The organism is Bdellovibrio sp. HCB117 (assembly GCF_047305915.1).
Classification (GTDB): Bacteria; Bdellovibrionota; Bdellovibrionia; order Bdellovibrionales; family Bdellovibrionaceae; genus Bdellovibrio; species Bdellovibrio bacteriovorus_B.
Map to the genome: position 1 here is coordinate 2503722 of NZ_CP178622.1, position 17386 is coordinate 2521107.

The window sequence follows — 17386 nt, forward strand, 5'->3', positions numbered from 1 at the left end:
AGTTTATGAATGAACTGCTGAAACTTTCTGCTACCGAAATTGCCGCAAAAGTCGCTCGTCGTGAAGTGACTCCATCTGAAGTTTTAGAAGCGCACATTGCGCGCATCGAAGCGGTGAATCCGTCACTCAATGCCATGGTTGAAAAAGATTTTGAGCGCGCTCGCAAGCTTGCTAAAGAGCAAGACGAACGCGTGGCTAAGGACAACACCAACCTTCCCGTCTTTTTCGGAGTGCCTTTCACTGTGAAAGAGATGTTTGCCTATAAAGGCATGAAGCGCACCGGTGGCAGCATTCATAAAAAAGAACTCATCCTTGATTGGGATGCAACCGTCGTTGAAAGAATGAAAAATGCAGGCGCGATCCCAATGGGTTCAACGAACGTTCCGGAGCTGGGATTTTGGTTTGAAACTTTCAATCCAGTTTATGGTCGCACGAACAATCCTTACGATGTCACTCGCACTTGTGGGGGCAGCAGTGGCGGCGAAGGCGCTCTTTTAGGAGCTGGCGCATCGCCAATGGGACTTGGCAGTGATATCGGCGGCAGCATTCGTATGCCGGCTTTCTTCTGTGGAGTCTCTGGTCACAAACCTTCACGCAAGCTTGTTCCTTTGACGGGACACTTCCCTTTTGAGCGCGAAGAGCTTTTGGGTCTGAGCGAAGAAAAGTATCCTTACACCTCCATGGGTCCAATGAGTCGTAAGGCTTCGGATCTTTACCCGATGTTAAAAGTGATGATGGGTGCCGATGGACTTGATCCTCACACGATGGAAAAGCCCGTCCTGGAAGAGCGAACTCAAGAATGGGCTGGAAGAAAAATTTTAATCTGCCCTGAGCCTATTTTCCATCGCACACGTTCGACAGATTATGAACTTGCGCAAGTGGTTCGCAACTGCGGAAAGTTATTTTCTGAATTAGGAGCTGACGTTCAAGAACTCGATCCACGATTCTTCGTGCATGCGACAAGCCTTTGGTTTTCGGCATTGAAGAGTTCAAAGAACCGCCATCTTTACGAAACACTGATGGGACCTGAAAAAGATTTCTCTATCGGTAAAGAACTTCTGAAAGTAGCTTTGGGTCGTGGCGATTACACTTTCCCAAATCTGCTCGTTTCCTTAGGCGAAAAACTGAATATCGGAGGCGAAGACTTCGCCGAAGACATGCAGGCTTTAGCAAAAATGAAAGCTGAACTTGATGAGATGTTAGGTGAAGAAGGACTTCTTCTTCTCCCTCCACACCCCAGAGTCGCACCAAAACACAGAGCACCTTTATGGTCGCCGTTTGATTTTATCTATACAGCGATCTTTGTTACCACTGGCCATCCGGCAACAGTAACACCGACAGGCCTCAACTCCGAAGGTCTTCCTCTAGGAATCCAAATTGTCGCAGGTCACATGAAAGATCATCTCACCCTTTCCTGCGCCGAGTTCATCGAAGCCACCTTCGGCGGCTGGCAACCCCCGAAATAGTGCCTGCTTCTTTTTTGGGTCTACAGCGCATCAATTGATGCAGCGTAGACCCAAAAAAGAAGCAGGCACCTTAAAGACGGAACTTAGATTTTAGGGCATCTAGGATGATGTGGAAACTCCAGACTGTTAAAAATAAAATCAATGATGGATACAGAATGAGGTGTGGAAAGCTTGAGAGGGTTTTCCAGCCTTCGCGTACAAGAATACCCCAGCTTGTATAGGGTGGGTGAATTCCTAAACCGATAAAGCTCATGAAACTTTCGTATAAGATGTTTGTGGGGATTTGCAGCGCTACTAGGATTAACAAAGTTCCTAACATGTTTGGAAGAACGTGGCGCAAAAGAATGTGTGTTCTTGTTCCGCCTAAGGCCATCGCGGCTTCAACGAAGGGTTTTCTTTTTATCTCTAGAACCATCCCGCGTGTGACACGGGCTAAGCTCATCCAGTGAGTGGCGGAAATACCCAGACATAATGTTGCTAACGATTTTAGAAATATGTCTTCAAAGGGCAGAATCACCTGCAAGCTCATGCACAAAATCGAAACTAGGATGAAGCTTGGGATCGCCATTAGAATATCTAAAAAGCGCATCAGCACTCGATCAGTAACGCCTTCAAACCATCCGGCGATGGCACCATAAATAAATCCGAAAATAAAGGATAATAAAGAACACAAGAGTCCTACTAAAAGAGAAATTCTTCCGCCTAAAAGAACGCGAGAAAGAAGCTCGCGGCCTAGGGTGTCTGTGCCAAAAAGATGACTCTTCCCTGCTGGCAATAAAATATTATCGACGTTTTGTTCTAAACCAGTGCCGAATCCCAGCCACGGATAAAAAATCGTCAGCACAGCGAGTACTGAAAGAAAACTCACCGCGAAAATCAGAAGAAGCTTTTTCATGCTTCCTCCCTTAATCGCGGATCGGCTATTTTAATCAGAACATCGATGAATGAATTTACTAAAACTAACAAAGCACCATAGAACAATGTCAGACCCACGATAAGCGTGTAGTCGCGGTCATTTAGCGCAGATATAAACTCTGTTCCCAATCCGGGAACGGCAAAAAGAACTTCCACTAAGAAAGAACCTGAAAGAAGAGAAACGATCAAAGGTCCGACATAGCTTAAAAAAGGAATCAAAGAATTCTTAAGGACGTGGTGAAAAAGAATATTCCAAACCTTCACACCTTTAGCGCGCGCGGTTCGTACGTAATCTTGTTGTAAGTTTTCATTTAAAGAATTTTTCAAAAGACGAATTAGCACCGCTAACGGACGAAGACACAATGTCAAAAGCGGCAACACGTAGTGAGAAGGCCCCGTCAAAAAGGCCACAGGGAAAACATTCCAGTAAAATCCAAAGAAATAAATTAACAAAGGCCCCCAGAAAAGACTGGGTAAAGAAAGAAACGCGATCACCGTTTGATCGATCAGATGTTCAACCCAGGTGTCTTTGAAACGAACCGCGACCAACGAAATCACAAAGGCGCCGATTAAAATAAAAAGCAAAGCCAAGGCGTTTAAGGTCAAAGTATTGGCAACACCTTGAAAGATAATCTCGGTCACCGTGCGCTCAGGTCGAGTCATAGACACGCCCAAATCACCTTGAACTAAAGAAGTAAGATAAGACGTCGCCTGCCCGACCCAAGATTGATCGACTTTCCAGTGCTCTTGAAGTTTTTCTTTTACGAGAGGATTGAGGGCCGTCTCTTCATCAAAGGGGCCGCCAGGAAGTGCCTTAAGCAAAAAAAACGTTAGCGCCGCTAGGACTGCTAGCGACGCTATAATTTCGAATATTTTTTTACAAACGAACCGAAAAACGTTTCCGCTCAAATGTCATCCCAATTTTCTTTTCCTGCAAGATCGGCCATGTGTTTTGCTGGCACTGAACCCGCCATGTAAGGGAAAAGATCTTTTTTGTTGCCGTACAAGTTAGAGTAAATATAAGCATTTGAAACCACGCGCTTCACGTAGTTACGCGTTTCTAAAAACGGAATGTGTTCGATGAATTCATCTGTTTCTAAGTTACCAAAGCTTGCCAACCAATTCTTCACACGGTGAGGTCCTGCATTGTAACCGGCCGCCACCAACGGAATTGCATTTTCAAAACGATCCATTAAGCGCTTCAAGTAACGAGAACCGACTTTCACCGAAGTTTCTGGTTGCAATAACAAAGGCGCCTTAAATTCTTTTTCACCCAAAAGAACAGCCACTTTATGACCAGTGAATGGCATCACTTGCATTAAGCCCAAAGCTCCCACAGGAGAAATCGCATCGCGACGGTAGTTTGTTTCTGCACGCATGATACCCCAAACAAGCTCTTCAGGTACTGTGAACTTCTTGGTGTACTTTTCAACATACTCACCGTAGGCGCGAGGATAAGCGAACTCCCAAAGATAGCGAATACCTTCAAGGCCGTGAGCCGCTCTTTGGCCGCTGAAGTTGATTTGCGCAATATAGGACGAGCGATTGAAGTGCCCCGCCGTATTGTACTCGCCCATTAAAGTACGTAGATATTCACGGTTGGACGTTTTTCTTTCAATGTCATAAAGGTCCCAGCGAGCCCATTCGTACTCACCCAAGATCATCATGTCACGCGCGCGCTCAAAGCGCTTCATCAAAACTGGATTTGAGAATGTCGTCACCTTTTCGCCACCGACATCAGGAAGAGCCTCATCCGTCACGACTTCCACGGATTTAAGATCCGGGTTATCAACCGCATCTGCCTCTTCGTCTTCACTCTTTTCATCATCAGCAGAATACTGAGTCAGAACCAATGTTTCTTCAGACTCTGTTTCATCCCCGCGATACTCTTCTTGATTGGTTGGCATCAAGAATTCACCGGCAGAGAATCGAGAGATCACGCGCGGTTGTGTTGGCAGAGGTGAGGCCGCTAACTTCGGCGTTTTAATTTCAGCCATTTTCTTAAGACGGGCTTGCGCCGTGATCGAGTAATAGCCCATCAACGGATCGTTCGCCAAATCTTCCATCATGTTTTTCGCTTGATCGACTTTACCTTGGCGGAAAAGACTCATCGCCATCCAGTATTCCAGACGATCTTGTGGCAATGATTTCCAGGCTCTTTTATTTCTGCGTTTCAATTCATTCAAACGAGAAAACGCTTTATAAGAACCTTGATAGTCGCCTTTTAGATATTGCAACCAGGCCAGGTGCCACTGAGCATCTTTATTCAGACCTGATTTCGGATACACTTTCATGAACTCTTGGAAGCGTCGAGCCGCTCCATCGTAGTCTTGAAACTGGTAGCTGAGGAACGCCGACTGATAAAGTGCCTGACGACCTGTTTTAGAACGAGGGCTTAATTTATAAGCTGAGTAATAAGACCCTACCGCCAATTGAACTTCACCGGCTCTAGCTGCCGCCGAAGCAAAAAGAATTAAATAGTCGAAGTTTCTTTTATTCGCTTCATAGTACGGTTTTAAAATATCAACGGCCTTATTCACTTCCCCTTCTTGAAGGAAGAATTGAGCCTGAAGCTTGTCGGCAAGATACTTATCTGTCTTTGCCAACTTTTCTTTCATGATATTGATTTCGCCTTGAGCCTTTTGATCAAGACCGGCCCATAACAGATAACGAACGCGCGTGCGGAAATCTTCCGTCGTCACATTACAGTCCGTAGGTTTTCCTTCAAATTCATTCTTGGAAAGATCTACGCTCCAATCCTGAACTTTGGGATACGCCGGATAGCGCTCGTAAAGTTTAACCAGCCACTTACACATTTGACCATGACGAGTCAGACCTTTTTCGGCCACGGCCAAATTATAGATCACGTCCGGATAGTCTTCCGTGTTACGGGTTCTTTTTTCAAGTTTGACGAAATAATTGCTCGCCAGCTTAAAATTCTTCTTCTCAAGTGCGACTTGTCCCAGAAGATTTGAAGCTTCGATGGACATTTTCACATTCGGCGAAAGATCGAGAACTTTTTTAAGCTCCACTTCCGCTTGATCCAGTTTGCTGGATTTCATGAACGACTGCGCCAAATAAAAGCGCGCGTATTCTTCTAGAGTGGTTTTTTCTTTTAAAATAGCTTCAAAGCCAGTGATAGCTTCTTCGTATTTCGAAGAGCGGAACTGCTCCAGCGCCTTTTTAAAAGAGTCTAAATCGGATTTTGGGGTTTGTGCTCCGGCCATGGAGCCCACAAACAAAGAAACGGCTAAGCACGCATGTGCAATCTTCATATGTACAGTCCTTGTATCTCTCATCCAATAATGATACCGAATAACTATGGCAAAATCGAAGGCGAAAAGTATTTATACCTGTCAAAATTGTGGAGCCCAACGACCAAGGTGGGAAGGAAAATGCTCGGACTGCGGCGCGTGGAACTCCTACGTCGAAGAATTGCAGCTTCCAGAGGTGAAAACCAGAGGTTGGTCTACGGGAACCTCTGAAAAAGGCTCTCCGGCAGCGAAGCCGATTTCACTAGACCAAAGCCTTGAAGAAGTCAAATTGGATCGTTTTGATACAGGGTATGAAGAGCTCAACCGCGTTTTGGGTGGCGGACTTGCGCGCGGAAGTTTTGTGCTGCTGGGCGGCTCTCCCGGCATCGGAAAGTCGACTTTGCTTTTACAAATGGCGGGCGGCCTTGCGAAGAACAAGCATAAGATTCTTTATATTTCCGGCGAAGAAAGTGTATCGCAAACCGGCTCACGTGCTCATCGTTTAGGCATTCGCTCCCCACTGATCGAAATCGGTTGCGAGAGCAATCTTCATAGCATCATGGAACTTGCACGCCACAAAAAGCCCGATGTGCTTGTCGTCGACTCTATTCAAACAATGTATTTGCCGGATCTGCAAGCAGCGCCGGGATCAGTATCACAGGTCCGTGAGTGTGCGGGTCACCTGATGGGCCTAGCAAAGCAAGATAACATCACGGTGATCCTCATTGGTCACGTCACGAAAGATGGAAATATCGCAGGTCCTAAAGTGCTTGAGCATATGGTGGACTGTGTTCTTTCATTTGATGGAGATGCCTCTTACAACTTCCGTCTTTTGCGCGCCCTGAAAAATCGTTTTGGTGCGGCTCAAGAGCTAGGCGTTTTTCAAATGAATCAAAAAGGTTTGGAAGAAGTCTCGAACCCTTCAGAACTTTTCTTAGAAGAGCGTGGAAACCAACTTATTGGCTCGGCGGTCTTTGCTTCGATGGAAGGCACGCGTCCTTTACTGTGTGAAGTGCAAGCATTGACTTTATCAAGTCCCATGGCGATGCCTCGTCGCACGGCTTTGGGTATTGACGTGAACCGTCTGCATTTATTGACCGCCGTTTTAGATCGCCACTTGGATATTCGCTTAGGCCATAACGATATTTTCATCAATGTTGTTGGAGGGCTTAAACTGATTGAACCTGCGGCTGACCTTGCTGTCGCGGCCGCCATTCTTTCAACCGAAGGGCGACGTGATCTAGATTCCAAAACTTGTTTCTTTGGCGAAATCGGATTGACCGGCGAAGTGCGCGGAGTTTCATTCGTGGAAAATCGTATTAAAGAAGGCGATAAACTGGGATTCCAGCATTTCGTCATTCCTTATTCGAACAAGCGCCACCTTGCGGACTTAAAATTATCCAAAGATAAGAAAATTTCTTTTATACGAAACGTGCAAGATTTGAGTAAACTGATCTAAAGAGGTTTAGCAACTATGACAGACGCACTCAGCGCCATTCAAAAAGAAACCTATAAGCCCGGCGATTTCATCTTCTTTGAAGGTGACATCGAAAATCACTTCTACATCGTGGAAACCGGAGTCGTGAATATTTTCACTAAAGATCAGATGGGAAAAAGAATTCCTATCGTCGATATTGTCGATGGCGAATCTTTCGGTGAATTCGCGCTGATTTCTAAAATGCCAAGAAGTGCTTCTGCTCAAGCCGTCACGGATGTGGTGTTGGTGAAAGTTTCTGAAGACGGATTCAAACAGCTTTTAGAAGAGCTTCCCACTTGGGCGGAATGCATGCTCAAGTCCTTCGTGGATCGCTTGCAAAATATGACCGAAAAAGTACGCGAGCTCGAACAATTTAAAAAACACGAATAAAAAAAAGCCCCAAGAAAACTTGGGGCTTTTTGCTTTTTATCCATGCAATAGCTTAGGGGTAACGAACTGCATAGATTTGTGGAGTTCCATTGCTAGAACTTACAGTCAAACGAACATCACCGTAGTTACCGTAAGATTCCAAACGAAGATCGATAGCTACGATTCTTTCGCCGGCTGTGATGTACTCAGAAGTGTATGAGTTTCCAGGATACAACATCTGAGACGCCAAGTTACGGATCACCAACTGACGACCGCTTTGAGTATGAAGAATCGCTTCATGCACCAGGATAGAAGCCGATGAAGCATAAGCGCGAACATGATCTACGTAAGATGGATAGCTGAAGTTCACGCGCACCCATTCTCCCCCACTGCGACGAGTGATATCACTGAAGTACACGCTGTTGTCATAAGATGACGGCGGCGTAGGGTACGTCGGATAGTTTGGATAGTTCGGGTATGTTGGATAATTTGGATGCGACGGATACGTAGGATGTCTTGGGTAATCCGGATATCTTGGTGGAGGGTTTGGATCACGGCGAGGAGGATTATGCCCACGACGGTCGCGCTCTTCACGGTCACGACGATCTCTTTCTTCGCGATCACGGCGGTCTCTTTCATAACGATCGTTATCACGACGGTCATCGTGACGGTCATGTCCAGGACGAACGGGCCCATGATTATCACGGCCACCACGGTCTTGAGAGAAGGCCGCAGGTGCCTGCAAAAGAACCGCAGAAACTAAAAGACTTGTTAAAAGTGGTTTCATAAAAACTCCTTGTTAAATCAGACAAGGAGCCCTTATTCCAAGATCCGTGCCGGACAAGATGACACCAGCCTGATCACGAAGAGCTATTTTTTGGGGTACTTCAGGAAAATTTCGCGTTGCAAATCCATCATCAAGCTTAAAAGACGGCTTTCAAGAAGATTATCAACGTGTAGAAATTGCAGCCCGGCCATTTGCGTGGGCGGAGCGGCCCCAACCGGGTCTTTCTTTTGGGCAAAACGCACTTCCACTTCAAACTCGATCGCGCGGCGCACTCCCAGACGGAGATTGCCCTTTAAGACATCCCCGATTTTAACTTCGGGGGCCGTAGCCGGAAGCTCAATCTTAATTCCGCCCGCACTGATATCTTTCACGCGACAATCTAAAAAGTAAGCTTTACCGCCAGCGTTGGTCAGAATAAAAACAGCATCGTACTTATCGGGCAAATCAATGCGCGCGTTGGCACGGCGTTGAAGCTGAAATAAATCCGTATCAATTTTTAAAACAGCCCATCCCGCTTCAAAATACAATTCGGTCTGAAAGAAATAACGTTCACTTTTAAATGCAAAATTCACCACGCACTTTTGCGCGGTCGCAATGCCTTTTGAATCCGCCGTGTGATGGCATAAAAGAGCTTCATCCTTTTCCGTCTGCACCGCGATCAAATGAAAAATATCTTCTTGAGAAGCACCCTTAACGGATACCTGCATTTTGTCGTGAGCCACTTCGCGGAAAAGCATTTTCTTTTCCGAAAGTGCGACCTTCTTAAAGATCATTTGCGGGGCATTGGGATTGTTCGAATTCATTAAACTTTCTCCAAAGCCTTTTCCCAGCGGAGCATACGCTCTTTGCGTTTTGCCGGAGTCATCTTTACTTTAAATTCTTTGTTGATCTTCCAGACGCGACGAATTTCTTCTAAGTCTTTCCACATTCCACAGCCCAGGCCCGCGATGAAGGCGGCTCCCAGTGCGGTTGTTTCCAGATTTTGCGGGCGCACTACATTCACGCCACAATAGTCCGCCTGCATTTGCATTAAAAGATCATTCGCAGCCGCGCCACCATCAACACGCACACTGCGGATTTTTTTACCCAGATCTTTTTGCATAGTTACTAAGATATCCACGTTCTGAAGAGCCATGGCTTCTAAGGTCGCGCGCGCCACGTGAGCCTTTGTCGTTCCCCGAGTCAGACCACTGATAACTCCGCGTGCTTCGGGCTTCCAATGAGGCGCCCCGAGTCCCGTCAACGCAGGCACGAACTCGACACCCTGAGTGTCATCCACGGTTTTGGCCAAAGCTTCGATATCTGATGACTGTTGGAATAATCCCAATCCGTCACGCAGCCATTGAACAGCGGCTCCACAAACAAAGGCGCCACCTTCCAACGCGTAAACCAGTTCGCCGTCTTTCAGTTTCCAAGCAATCGTTGTTAGGAGTTTGTTCTTCGACTTCACTGCCTTTTTTCCGGTGTTCAGCAACAAAAAGCTGCCAGTACCGAAAGTACATTTGGAGTCACCAATATCAAAACAAGTTTGTCCGAAGAGGGCCGACTGTTGGTCCCCTAAAATACCTGTGATAGGAATTCCATCCGGCATGAAGCCCAAACCTTGAGTGCGCCCGAAATCCGCATTGGAAGGACAGATTTCTGGAAGAATGGATTCCGGTACATTGAAAAGTTTTAGAAGCTCTTCATCCCACCAACCCGTATGAATATTCATCAGCATCGTGCGCGAAGCATTGCTGACATCGGTTTTGTGAGATTGACCATTGGTGAGTTTCCACAAAAGAAAGGTGTCAACAGTTCCGGCAAGCACATGTCCTTCACGGGCTTTTTTCATGACGTTAGGGACATTCTTAAAAAGCCATTGAATTTTTGTCGCTGAAAAATAAGGATCCAGGACCAAACCTGTTTTGGCCGTAATCATTTTTTCTTTTTTAGCTTTTTTTAATCTTTCGCAAATTTCTTGTGTACGGCGGCACTGCCAGACGATGGCGTTGTGAAGGGCCTTTTTCGTTTTCGCATCCCACAGCATCACTGTTTCGCGCTGATTGGTGATGCCGATGGCTTGAATTTGCGATCCTTTAATACCCGCTTTTTCTAGAGCCAAACGCATGGATCTTTGTGTTGAGTACCAAATGTCCTCAGGGTCATGTTCCACCCACCCTGGCTTGGGAAAAATTTGTTTGAAAGTTTCACGGGCCTCTGCGACAAGACCTCCGGCTTGATTGATAATACAAGTCCGAGAGCTCGTTGTACCTTGGTCAATCGCCATGATAAAAGTAGAAGACATATTACCCCCAGATTCAGATGGACGTTACTACATCATGAAGAATTTCTTGCAGAAACCCAACGAAAAAATTTTTGGTCTTCGGAACCTTGACCGAGACACATTAATTTTTCGCGTGCTGCCAAGATTCCTTCTAGAGATCCTACGCAAATACTTCCGCCTGGAGATCACGGGCGCCGAAAACATTCCTCGCCGAGGGCCGGTCATCATTGCCCCTAATCATTCGGGTTATACTGGATTTGATGCTTTTCTTTTGGGGCATATTGTTCAAGAAGAAGCTCGCCGCGTCCCCCGTGTTTTGACTCATCACTTTTGGTTTTTGACCGAAACGACGGCCATCCCCGCACAAAAAATGGGTTTTACTGAAGCAACCTTTGAAAACGGCATGAACGCACTCAAAAAAGGTAATGCCATTGTGCTTTTCCCTGAGGGCGAACAAGGAAACTTCAAACCCACTTCAGAACGCTATCAGCTGCAAGAATTTAAACGTGGCTTTGTGCGCATGGCTTTAGAAAGCCAGTGTCCCATCGTACCGGCTATTATTTTAGGTGCGGAAGAAACCCACATCAATTTAAAGAAATTGAAATTCACGAAATTCCTAAAAGGCAGTGTCATTCCATTGCCGTTGAATATCGTTCCCTTGCCGGCAAAGTGGCGCATTCATTTCTTAGAGCCGATCTATCTTCCTTATAAACCAAGCGCCGTAAATGATTCCGAGCTTGTGCATGAAATCGCCCAAGACATTCAAGAAAAAATGCAAGAGGCGATCAAAGAAGAGCTTTCTAAGCGCGGAAATCCATTTCTTTAAAATTCCATCGCGAGACTAAGACCTCTTGTTTCCCCGTCAAATATAGGAAGCACCGTCATAAAACTTTTCCCGGTATTCAGCGCCGCCGCTCTTCCCCAATAAATTCCCAATGCCGCTCCGGCCACCACGTCACTGGCCCAATGGATATTTTCATTCACCCGCGAGACACCGATAAAGGTCGCTGCCAGATAAGCAGGAATCCCCGCTTTGTATCCATAGGCATAAGCCAGCGATGTCGCCGTCGCAAATGCGGAAGACGAGTGCCCCGACGGAAACGACAGTCGATCCCGACCGCTGGGACGTTCGCGGTTGACAACAAAGGCCGTGGTGATGTGGGTGGCTGCTGTGAGCATCAAAGCTTTACTGTGAGCAACTCCATTCACCGGATCCAACGCTAATTGTAAGACGGCAATGGCAATGCCCGGCCCACCACTTCCAAGGTAACCACCAATATCCGCCACATTGGAATCCATCCACTTATCTTCTTCGCGCAGATTATGAAGATAAATGGTTCGGTCATACTGTTTCGTTGCCGCGACGGATAAAGCTCCACTTAAAAGAATCATCTGCCCACCGGTATCAAAAGAGTTCACGATCGTGGGCTTAAGCTCGTACTCCCAGAAATTGCGGGGCTCAAGAGTTTTCAGATTCTCTTTCATATCGTCCCCGTGAGCAAAGGGACCACTTAAAACTATCAAAAAAGACAGAAGGTATTTCATCAGGCACCTCGGACTCTTTTGCTAACAGATCGCAGAAAGCGATATGAAAGTTTTCCGACTAGAAATCCCAGAACGAAGCCTGCAATCACGTCGGAGGGAAAATGCACTCCACAATAAATGCGTGAATACCCCATTAAAATGGCCAGCGGATATAAAAGGTATGCCGATCTGGGGTAAAAAGAGCTGACAAAGGCCGCGACGGCAACGGCATCCGCCGCATGACTTGAAGGGAATGAAAATCCCCCGGCCAAGGGACCACGCAAGATCACTTCTTCAAGTAAATTCGAATTCATTGGACGAGGTCTTGCAAAGATATCTTTAAGAAAAGAACCTGATAGAGCATCAGCGAGACTGGCGACAACACCCGCGCCCAGAAGAACTCCGAGTCCCCTCCATCTTTCTTTATAAAAGATTCCGATCAAAAGAAGAGGTAAAAGAAAATAATAAAAAATGGAACTTTTAAAAAAGTCCGTCCACAACGGGAAGAAAGCATCAAAGGCCTCGTTCGCCGTCGTAAGATTGATCAGGTGAAAAAGCGCGTGATCTAGTTTTTCCAACATGGGCGCTCCTTAAAATGCCAAAATTCCGACGGCCCAACTCAAACTGTAGATGTTTGAGTTGTCCGTCCTGGAGCTTGAAGAAACGACCACAGGCACGTCTCCATCCATGCGGACGTCGTCTTCTTGCTCTAAAGATTGAATCGTGAAGGAAATTTCTGAAAACCAAACTTGGCCTTTTTGCGTTTTATTTAATAAACCCCAACCAATTCCTGCGACGGGCCCATCTAAGTGAATACGACTGACGGAAGGGTCCGAGACATTTGATGGCGTGTCTCCGTTTAAAAAAATCACTGTCGGAGCGCGGCCAATAAAAAGGCGTGCATAAGGAGTTCCCCATTCAGGGGTTTCAAGATCGGGGATCTGCGCTCTTAAACCTAAAGTGAATAATGTGTCCCAAACAAGGTAACTGCGCACCCGATTGAATTTAACATTCGCACTCCACTCCACCGCCCACTGAGGATGAAAGACATAGAGCAAGTCGGTTTTTAAGTTCAGTCCCAAGCCCGCATCGTCACGCTCATGTTTTGAGATGTATACGGAAGAATTCAAACCTCCACCCGCAAGAAGATGAATCCCTTCACTCCAATATGACGGAGTAAATTCGTCAGCGAAGCTGGGAGCAGAAAATAAAATCGTGAAAAGAAAGATCCACTTTTTCATTAAAACCCCACAACAACCTGCAAGCCGACAGACCGATCTGAGACTTGCGGAAGAGCTGCGATGTTTTCAGGATGGTTCGGCAGCAAAGTGAATGGATTTAAGATGTATCCTAAAGACTTTAAGGCGACGGAATCTTTGGCGCGGAAGTAAGTGCTTAACCGCTCAAATCCCATTCCCACCAAAGTTCCATAGATGGGAGTTTGATAGATGTCTTGGATGCTGGGTTTCTCGGTGTAAGTTTCGACGGCGAATTCAAAAGCGAGTGATGATAGAAACGTCCACAGAAACGCCTCTGTTTGTTCGTAGCCGCGATAACGATAATAAAGATAATAGTAATTTCCCGAAAGCGCGTGCTTAAAGATATTGAAATCAAAACTGTCTTTATCAAACTCGGGATGAAGCGGATAACTGAAGAAGTTATCCCAAGACCCATGATCCGTGATCGTATCTTTCTGAGTGATCAGATAGACCGTCCACTGCGCACCATAGACAGCGGAAAAATCCAGGACCTTCTGCTGAAAAGTAATTCCAGAAGAGGTGTTATCTTGCGAGGGATTGGCGAAAACCAAAGACGCGCTGAAAAGAACCGCGAACAGACTAAGAACATGAACTCGGAAGTTCATAAAAAGCTCCACGAACCACATGAAAAACAAACTCGTGGGCCGAACTAACTATTTAGAACCTCTAATATTTTCGACCTCTAAGTATGTATGTGATTACTTACTTATATGAACGCAGACTACACCCAACCCAAATAAGTAATCAAGCAATTACTTAAAAATTAAGCAGTGGGGGCCGAACTATAGAAAGAAATATCGAGACCGTTGAAAGACTGCGGTGGGAAATGCACGAAATTATAAGACTATTGCTTACGTTTATCAGGAACGTCTTGAGCGACAACGTTCAGAATGTTGTGCCATTTTGAGACAAGAATACCCGGCTCTTCGGAATTACGACTGGCCAACTGCTTTACGAGCAAGGCGGAAAGTCCGACGGCGATGGTGAGGAGGAGCACATACTCCACCACGATTTGACCACGTTTATTCATGAATTAGATGATATCACACTTCCGCAAGAGCTAAAGCAGGAGCAGTGACAGCTGGACGCCAGTTTTCCATTGTGAGACGCAAAGTCTCTATCAAAAGATCTAGGTTTTCGTCTTCGATAGGACCACGAAGTCCAATCACCACGTCGTCGTGCCACTTTTCAACTTCCAGAGGACCTGGTTTTCCGATGGCGCCTTCGAAGGAAAGAGCAAAACTATCTACGGTAGGATAAACCATCACAAGGATGTTTGCTCCTGAAGCTTTAGAAACTTCTTTGGCCTTCGCCATTTCCGCGCCCAACTTCTGTTGAATCAAGAAATAGATTTTCAAAGCCAGAGCTTCATGAAACTGAGCAAAGTAAATGCGAACGGGACCATCAAAGATGGCACTGTTAAAAGCAGGATTAAAATACTTCGACTGCATTAAAGTGGTGTATGACGATCTCATGTTGTAGCTTCCCCTCCACGACACAGCTCAAGACTAGGAAGAAATGCCGTGTTTATTCAAAGGAAATTTTAAGAATCTTAAATTTTCTGACGCAGCAGATTATTTAAAGACTACTAAAAACCTTCTTTCCTCTCGAAAAAACCGCTTTCTTCGGCGCATCCCCCACGCTGTAAAACAGGGTTCGCCAGTCCTTCTCGATGCACAAAATATCAGCAGACTTCCCGACCTCAATGGAACCCACCTCTTGCTGCAGATTCAAAGCATGAGCAGCTCCGACGGTGTACGCTCCAATCACTTCAGGAAGTGTCATCTTCATTTCCAGACGTGCTAACAACCCCACAAGATTCAAATCCTGCGTGGGTGAAGTCCCCGGATTAAAATCAGTCGCTAAAGCCACGCGCGCACCGGCTTCAATCATATCGCGGGCGCGTGGATAATTTGTTTTTGTATAAAGATCGGCTGCGGGCAGAAGGACACAAGTCACTTCAGACTTCGCCAAAGCTTGAATCTCTTTATCCGAGACTTGTAAAAGATGGTCACCTGACAAAGCCCCTAAGCGGACAGCCACATCACTGCCGCCGCTTAAAGACATTTGATCGGCGTGAATCAGAATTTCAAACCCCATCTCTTGAGCTTTACGCAAATACGCTTCGGATTCCGTTTTCGGAAAAAAGCCTTTTTCGATAAAGACATCTACGCGACGAGCGAGTTTCTTCTTTTTAACCACCGGTAAAACTTTATCGCCAAGGAAATTTAAATACTCTTCATAGGTTTTGAATTCCGGCGGGAGCGCGTGCGCTCCTAAAAATGTACAAATTGTGCGCAAATTTTTTATCGTGTTCGCCGCTTCCAGCATTTTCAGTTCATCTTTTAAGTTCAAAGCATAACCGGATTTGATTTCCACCGTTGTTACCCCTTGAGAGATGAAATGGTTTGCTCTGTCCTGCCCCTCTTTCGCAAGTTCAGAAACTTTCGCCGAACGTGTCTTCTTCATCGTCGACAAGATGCCTCCACCGCGCGCAGCGATTTCTTGGTAACTGACACCTTGATTGCGCATTTCAAACTCTGCGGCACGATCGCCTGCAAAAATCAAATGCGTATGACATTCCACAAAACCTGGCAGGACCGTGAGCCCCTTCATGTCGATTTCTTTTAAGTTCTTTTTTCGGGACCATTCCTTCGGAAGTTTTTTATGCGGCCCCACCCAAGCAATACGGTCCTTTTCAATCAGTACGGAAGCGTTCGTTTGGATGCTAAGATCTTCTTCTTGCACATGACGCCCGCCTTTTGCGGAAGCCCCTTGCAATGTCAGAAGTGTGGAAATATTTTTTAAAAGAATGCCCATGGTTTATTCAAACACATGCACGCCTAGGATCAAGCAAAAATAAAAACGGCGCCCTTAGAGCGCCGTTTCACCATCTTAACTGTAATAAAATATTATTGCGGCGAGAACCACATATCGATGATGGATCCCTGCTTCTCTTTGCCTTTTTCTACAAAGACAAAGGTGCTGCGCTCACGCGCTTCTGCTCGAGAACCAAACGGTGTCTTCGCACTGTCATCGTATTTCAATGAAATCGACTTGATGCGCGACTTTAATGGTACAAGCTCGGAAGCCTGCGATTTACCATCACCATTTTTATCAAACCACAGAAGAAGTTTTGCAAAGTCTTTGTCGTTTTTATCGATCACGCCATCGCCGTTAGAGTCAAACTCTCGCAGGGCTTCGAAACCGTTTTTAAACTTCTCACCTTCATTACCAAAAAGCTCGTCCACTTTTGTGATCTTCTTATCGCCATCACGGTCGATAGCCACGAAAGCTCCCGGAGCTTTCTTTTCTGGCCATGACGTCTTACCTGAAGGATTCAGAGGGAACTCTGAATGACCGTCAAAGCGAGGACGATTGTCGTCGAAGAAGACCATTAATGGAGAGAAGTAACCGCCGCAGTAACCGTTTTCTCCAGGGAAGAAAGCAGAAACACTGTATTGGCGACCGTCTTTGGAAGAACTTGTATAAACGCTGGCTGAAAGTGGACCGTCAGTACCCATGTACTCTTGGCCCGCTTTTGGCGCAAATCTTTGAGTGAAAGAAGTTCCGTGAAGTTTAACATCGAAATCTTCACTGATATTTCCTTCTTCATCCACTGTCGTGGTGACCGAGATTGGAACCACCATGCGCACGCTGTTTCCCGCAAAGGACGCTGTTACGCCCGGAGAAACATTCGCACCAGTAATATCAGTCACAGTGTCATTCCCGGCATTAGAGACAACATCGGATGGATATTTGACGAAGAAATTTTTGATTGTCCCTTTGTCATTGATGGCGACGTTGAACTCAACAGTCGCACCCCTTGCGATCGGGTTTGAAACCGAACGAAGGTTTGTACCAAAACAAGTATTCGTAATATTTACCGTGATAGAGTTCTGTGCGGCTCGAGTCACTTGCCCCGAAAGCACAACCCCTTGGAAACCGGCCGTGCCACCCACGCCCGAGTTGACGGCTGCGGGTTCTTGTTCCGCGTGTGCGTAAACCCCGATGCCGAATAAAAGTGGCAGTGGTAGCCATCTTCTAAGAAACATACAAGCCCCCTTGT

Annotated in this window: 18 protein-coding genes; 4 read left to right on the forward strand and 14 right to left on the reverse strand. The window is 46.1% G+C overall.

Annotated features, from left to right (window positions below; all coding sequences use genetic code 11):
- Positions 1-5: 5 nt before the first annotated feature.
- The gene (locus ACLWBD_RS11875) at positions 6-1466 is read left to right on the forward strand and encodes an amidase (RefSeq protein ID WP_413568322.1); all 1461 of its coding nucleotides are present in this window, start codon (positions 6-8) and stop codon (positions 1464-1466) included.
- Positions 1467-1536: 70 nt separating this feature from the next.
- Here ACLWBD_RS11875 and ACLWBD_RS11880 read toward each other — a convergent pair whose 3' ends face one another.
- The 3 genes from ACLWBD_RS11880 to ACLWBD_RS11890 form a co-directional block, all read right to left on the reverse strand.
- Positions 1537-2361, reverse strand: a complete 825-nt coding sequence (locus ACLWBD_RS11880; protein WP_413568323.1) for an ABC transporter permease — start codon at positions 2359-2361, stop codon at positions 1537-1539.
- A complete protein-coding gene (locus ACLWBD_RS11885) occupies positions 2358-3203 on the reverse strand; it encodes an ABC transporter permease (protein ID WP_413568324.1) in 846 nt (281 codons plus the stop codon). Before ACLWBD_RS11885 ends, ACLWBD_RS11880 begins: the two co-directional genes overlap by 4 nt.
- Before the next feature lie 83 nt (positions 3204-3286).
- Entirely contained in the window at positions 3287-5656 is a 2370-nt protein-coding gene (locus ACLWBD_RS11890; protein WP_063204606.1) for a transglycosylase SLT domain-containing protein, read from the reverse strand.
- Positions 5657-5702: 46 nt separating this feature from the next.
- On the opposite strand from ACLWBD_RS11890, the gene radA reads away from it, so the two are divergent.
- Positions 5703-7094 (forward strand): DNA repair protein RadA, encoded by a 1392-nt coding sequence (gene radA, locus ACLWBD_RS11895; RefSeq protein WP_063204607.1) that lies wholly within the window; start codon positions 5703-5705, stop codon positions 7092-7094.
- A 15-nt stretch (positions 7095-7109) separates the two neighbouring features.
- A complete protein-coding gene (locus tag ACLWBD_RS11900) occupies positions 7110-7502 on the forward strand; it encodes a Crp/Fnr family transcriptional regulator (RefSeq protein ID WP_063204608.1) in 393 nt (130 codons plus the stop codon).
- A 52-nt stretch (positions 7503-7554) separates the two neighbouring features.
- Here ACLWBD_RS11900 and ACLWBD_RS11905 read toward each other — a convergent pair whose 3' ends face one another.
- The 3 genes from ACLWBD_RS11905 to glpK form a co-directional block, all read right to left on the reverse strand.
- Positions 7555-8268 (reverse strand): beta-sandwich domain-containing protein, encoded by a 714-nt coding sequence (locus tag ACLWBD_RS11905; RefSeq protein WP_413568325.1) that lies wholly within the window; start codon positions 8266-8268, stop codon positions 7555-7557.
- An 83-nt stretch (positions 8269-8351) separates the two neighbouring features.
- Positions 8352-9071, reverse strand: a complete 720-nt coding sequence (locus ACLWBD_RS11910; RefSeq protein WP_063204610.1) for a flagellar brake protein — start codon at positions 9069-9071, stop codon at positions 8352-8354.
- Complete coding sequence (gene glpK / locus ACLWBD_RS11915) at positions 9071-10555, reverse strand: glycerol kinase GlpK (protein ID WP_413568326.1); 1485 nt, start codon at positions 10553-10555, stop codon at positions 9071-9073. Before glpK ends, ACLWBD_RS11910 begins: the two co-directional genes overlap by 1 nt.
- A gap of 112 nt (positions 10556-10667) precedes the next feature.
- On the opposite strand from glpK, the gene ACLWBD_RS11920 reads away from it, so the two are divergent.
- Positions 10668-11360 (forward strand): lysophospholipid acyltransferase family protein, encoded by a 693-nt coding sequence (locus ACLWBD_RS11920; protein WP_253696301.1) that lies wholly within the window; start codon positions 10668-10670, stop codon positions 11358-11360.
- Here the strand turns inward: ACLWBD_RS11920 and ACLWBD_RS11925 are convergent.
- The 8 genes from ACLWBD_RS11925 to ACLWBD_RS11960 form a co-directional block, all read right to left on the reverse strand.
- A complete protein-coding gene (locus tag ACLWBD_RS11925) occupies positions 11357-12019 on the reverse strand; it encodes a phosphatase PAP2 family protein (RefSeq protein ID WP_413568327.1) in 663 nt (220 codons plus the stop codon). The genes ACLWBD_RS11920 and ACLWBD_RS11925 overlap by 4 nt on opposite strands.
- Positions 12020-12078: 59 nt before the next feature.
- Complete coding sequence (locus ACLWBD_RS11930; protein WP_413568328.1) at positions 12079-12639, reverse strand: phosphatase PAP2 family protein; 561 nt, start codon at positions 12637-12639, stop codon at positions 12079-12081.
- 9 nt (positions 12640-12648) lie between these two features.
- Entirely contained in the window at positions 12649-13299 is a 651-nt protein-coding gene (locus tag ACLWBD_RS11935; RefSeq protein ID WP_413568329.1) for a hypothetical protein, read from the reverse strand.
- Positions 13299-13922, reverse strand: a complete 624-nt coding sequence (locus tag ACLWBD_RS11940; protein ID WP_413568330.1) for a DUF3943 domain-containing protein — start codon at positions 13920-13922, stop codon at positions 13299-13301. Before ACLWBD_RS11940 ends, ACLWBD_RS11935 begins: the two co-directional genes overlap by 1 nt.
- A gap of 239 nt (positions 13923-14161) precedes the next feature.
- Complete coding sequence (locus ACLWBD_RS11945) at positions 14162-14347, reverse strand: hypothetical protein (protein ID WP_063204617.1); 186 nt, start codon at positions 14345-14347, stop codon at positions 14162-14164.
- A 13-nt stretch (positions 14348-14360) separates the two neighbouring features.
- Positions 14361-14792, reverse strand: coding sequence for a hypothetical protein (locus ACLWBD_RS11950; RefSeq protein WP_063204618.1), 432 nt, complete (start codon positions 14790-14792; stop codon positions 14361-14363).
- 103 nt (positions 14793-14895) lie between these two features.
- Complete coding sequence (hutI, locus tag ACLWBD_RS11955; protein WP_413568331.1) at positions 14896-16137, reverse strand: imidazolonepropionase; 1242 nt, start codon at positions 16135-16137, stop codon at positions 14896-14898.
- A 92-nt stretch (positions 16138-16229) separates the two neighbouring features.
- Positions 16230-17372 (reverse strand): EF-hand domain-containing protein, encoded by a 1143-nt coding sequence (locus tag ACLWBD_RS11960; protein ID WP_413568332.1) that lies wholly within the window; start codon positions 17370-17372, stop codon positions 16230-16232.
- Between the last annotated feature and the right edge of the window lie 14 nt (positions 17373-17386).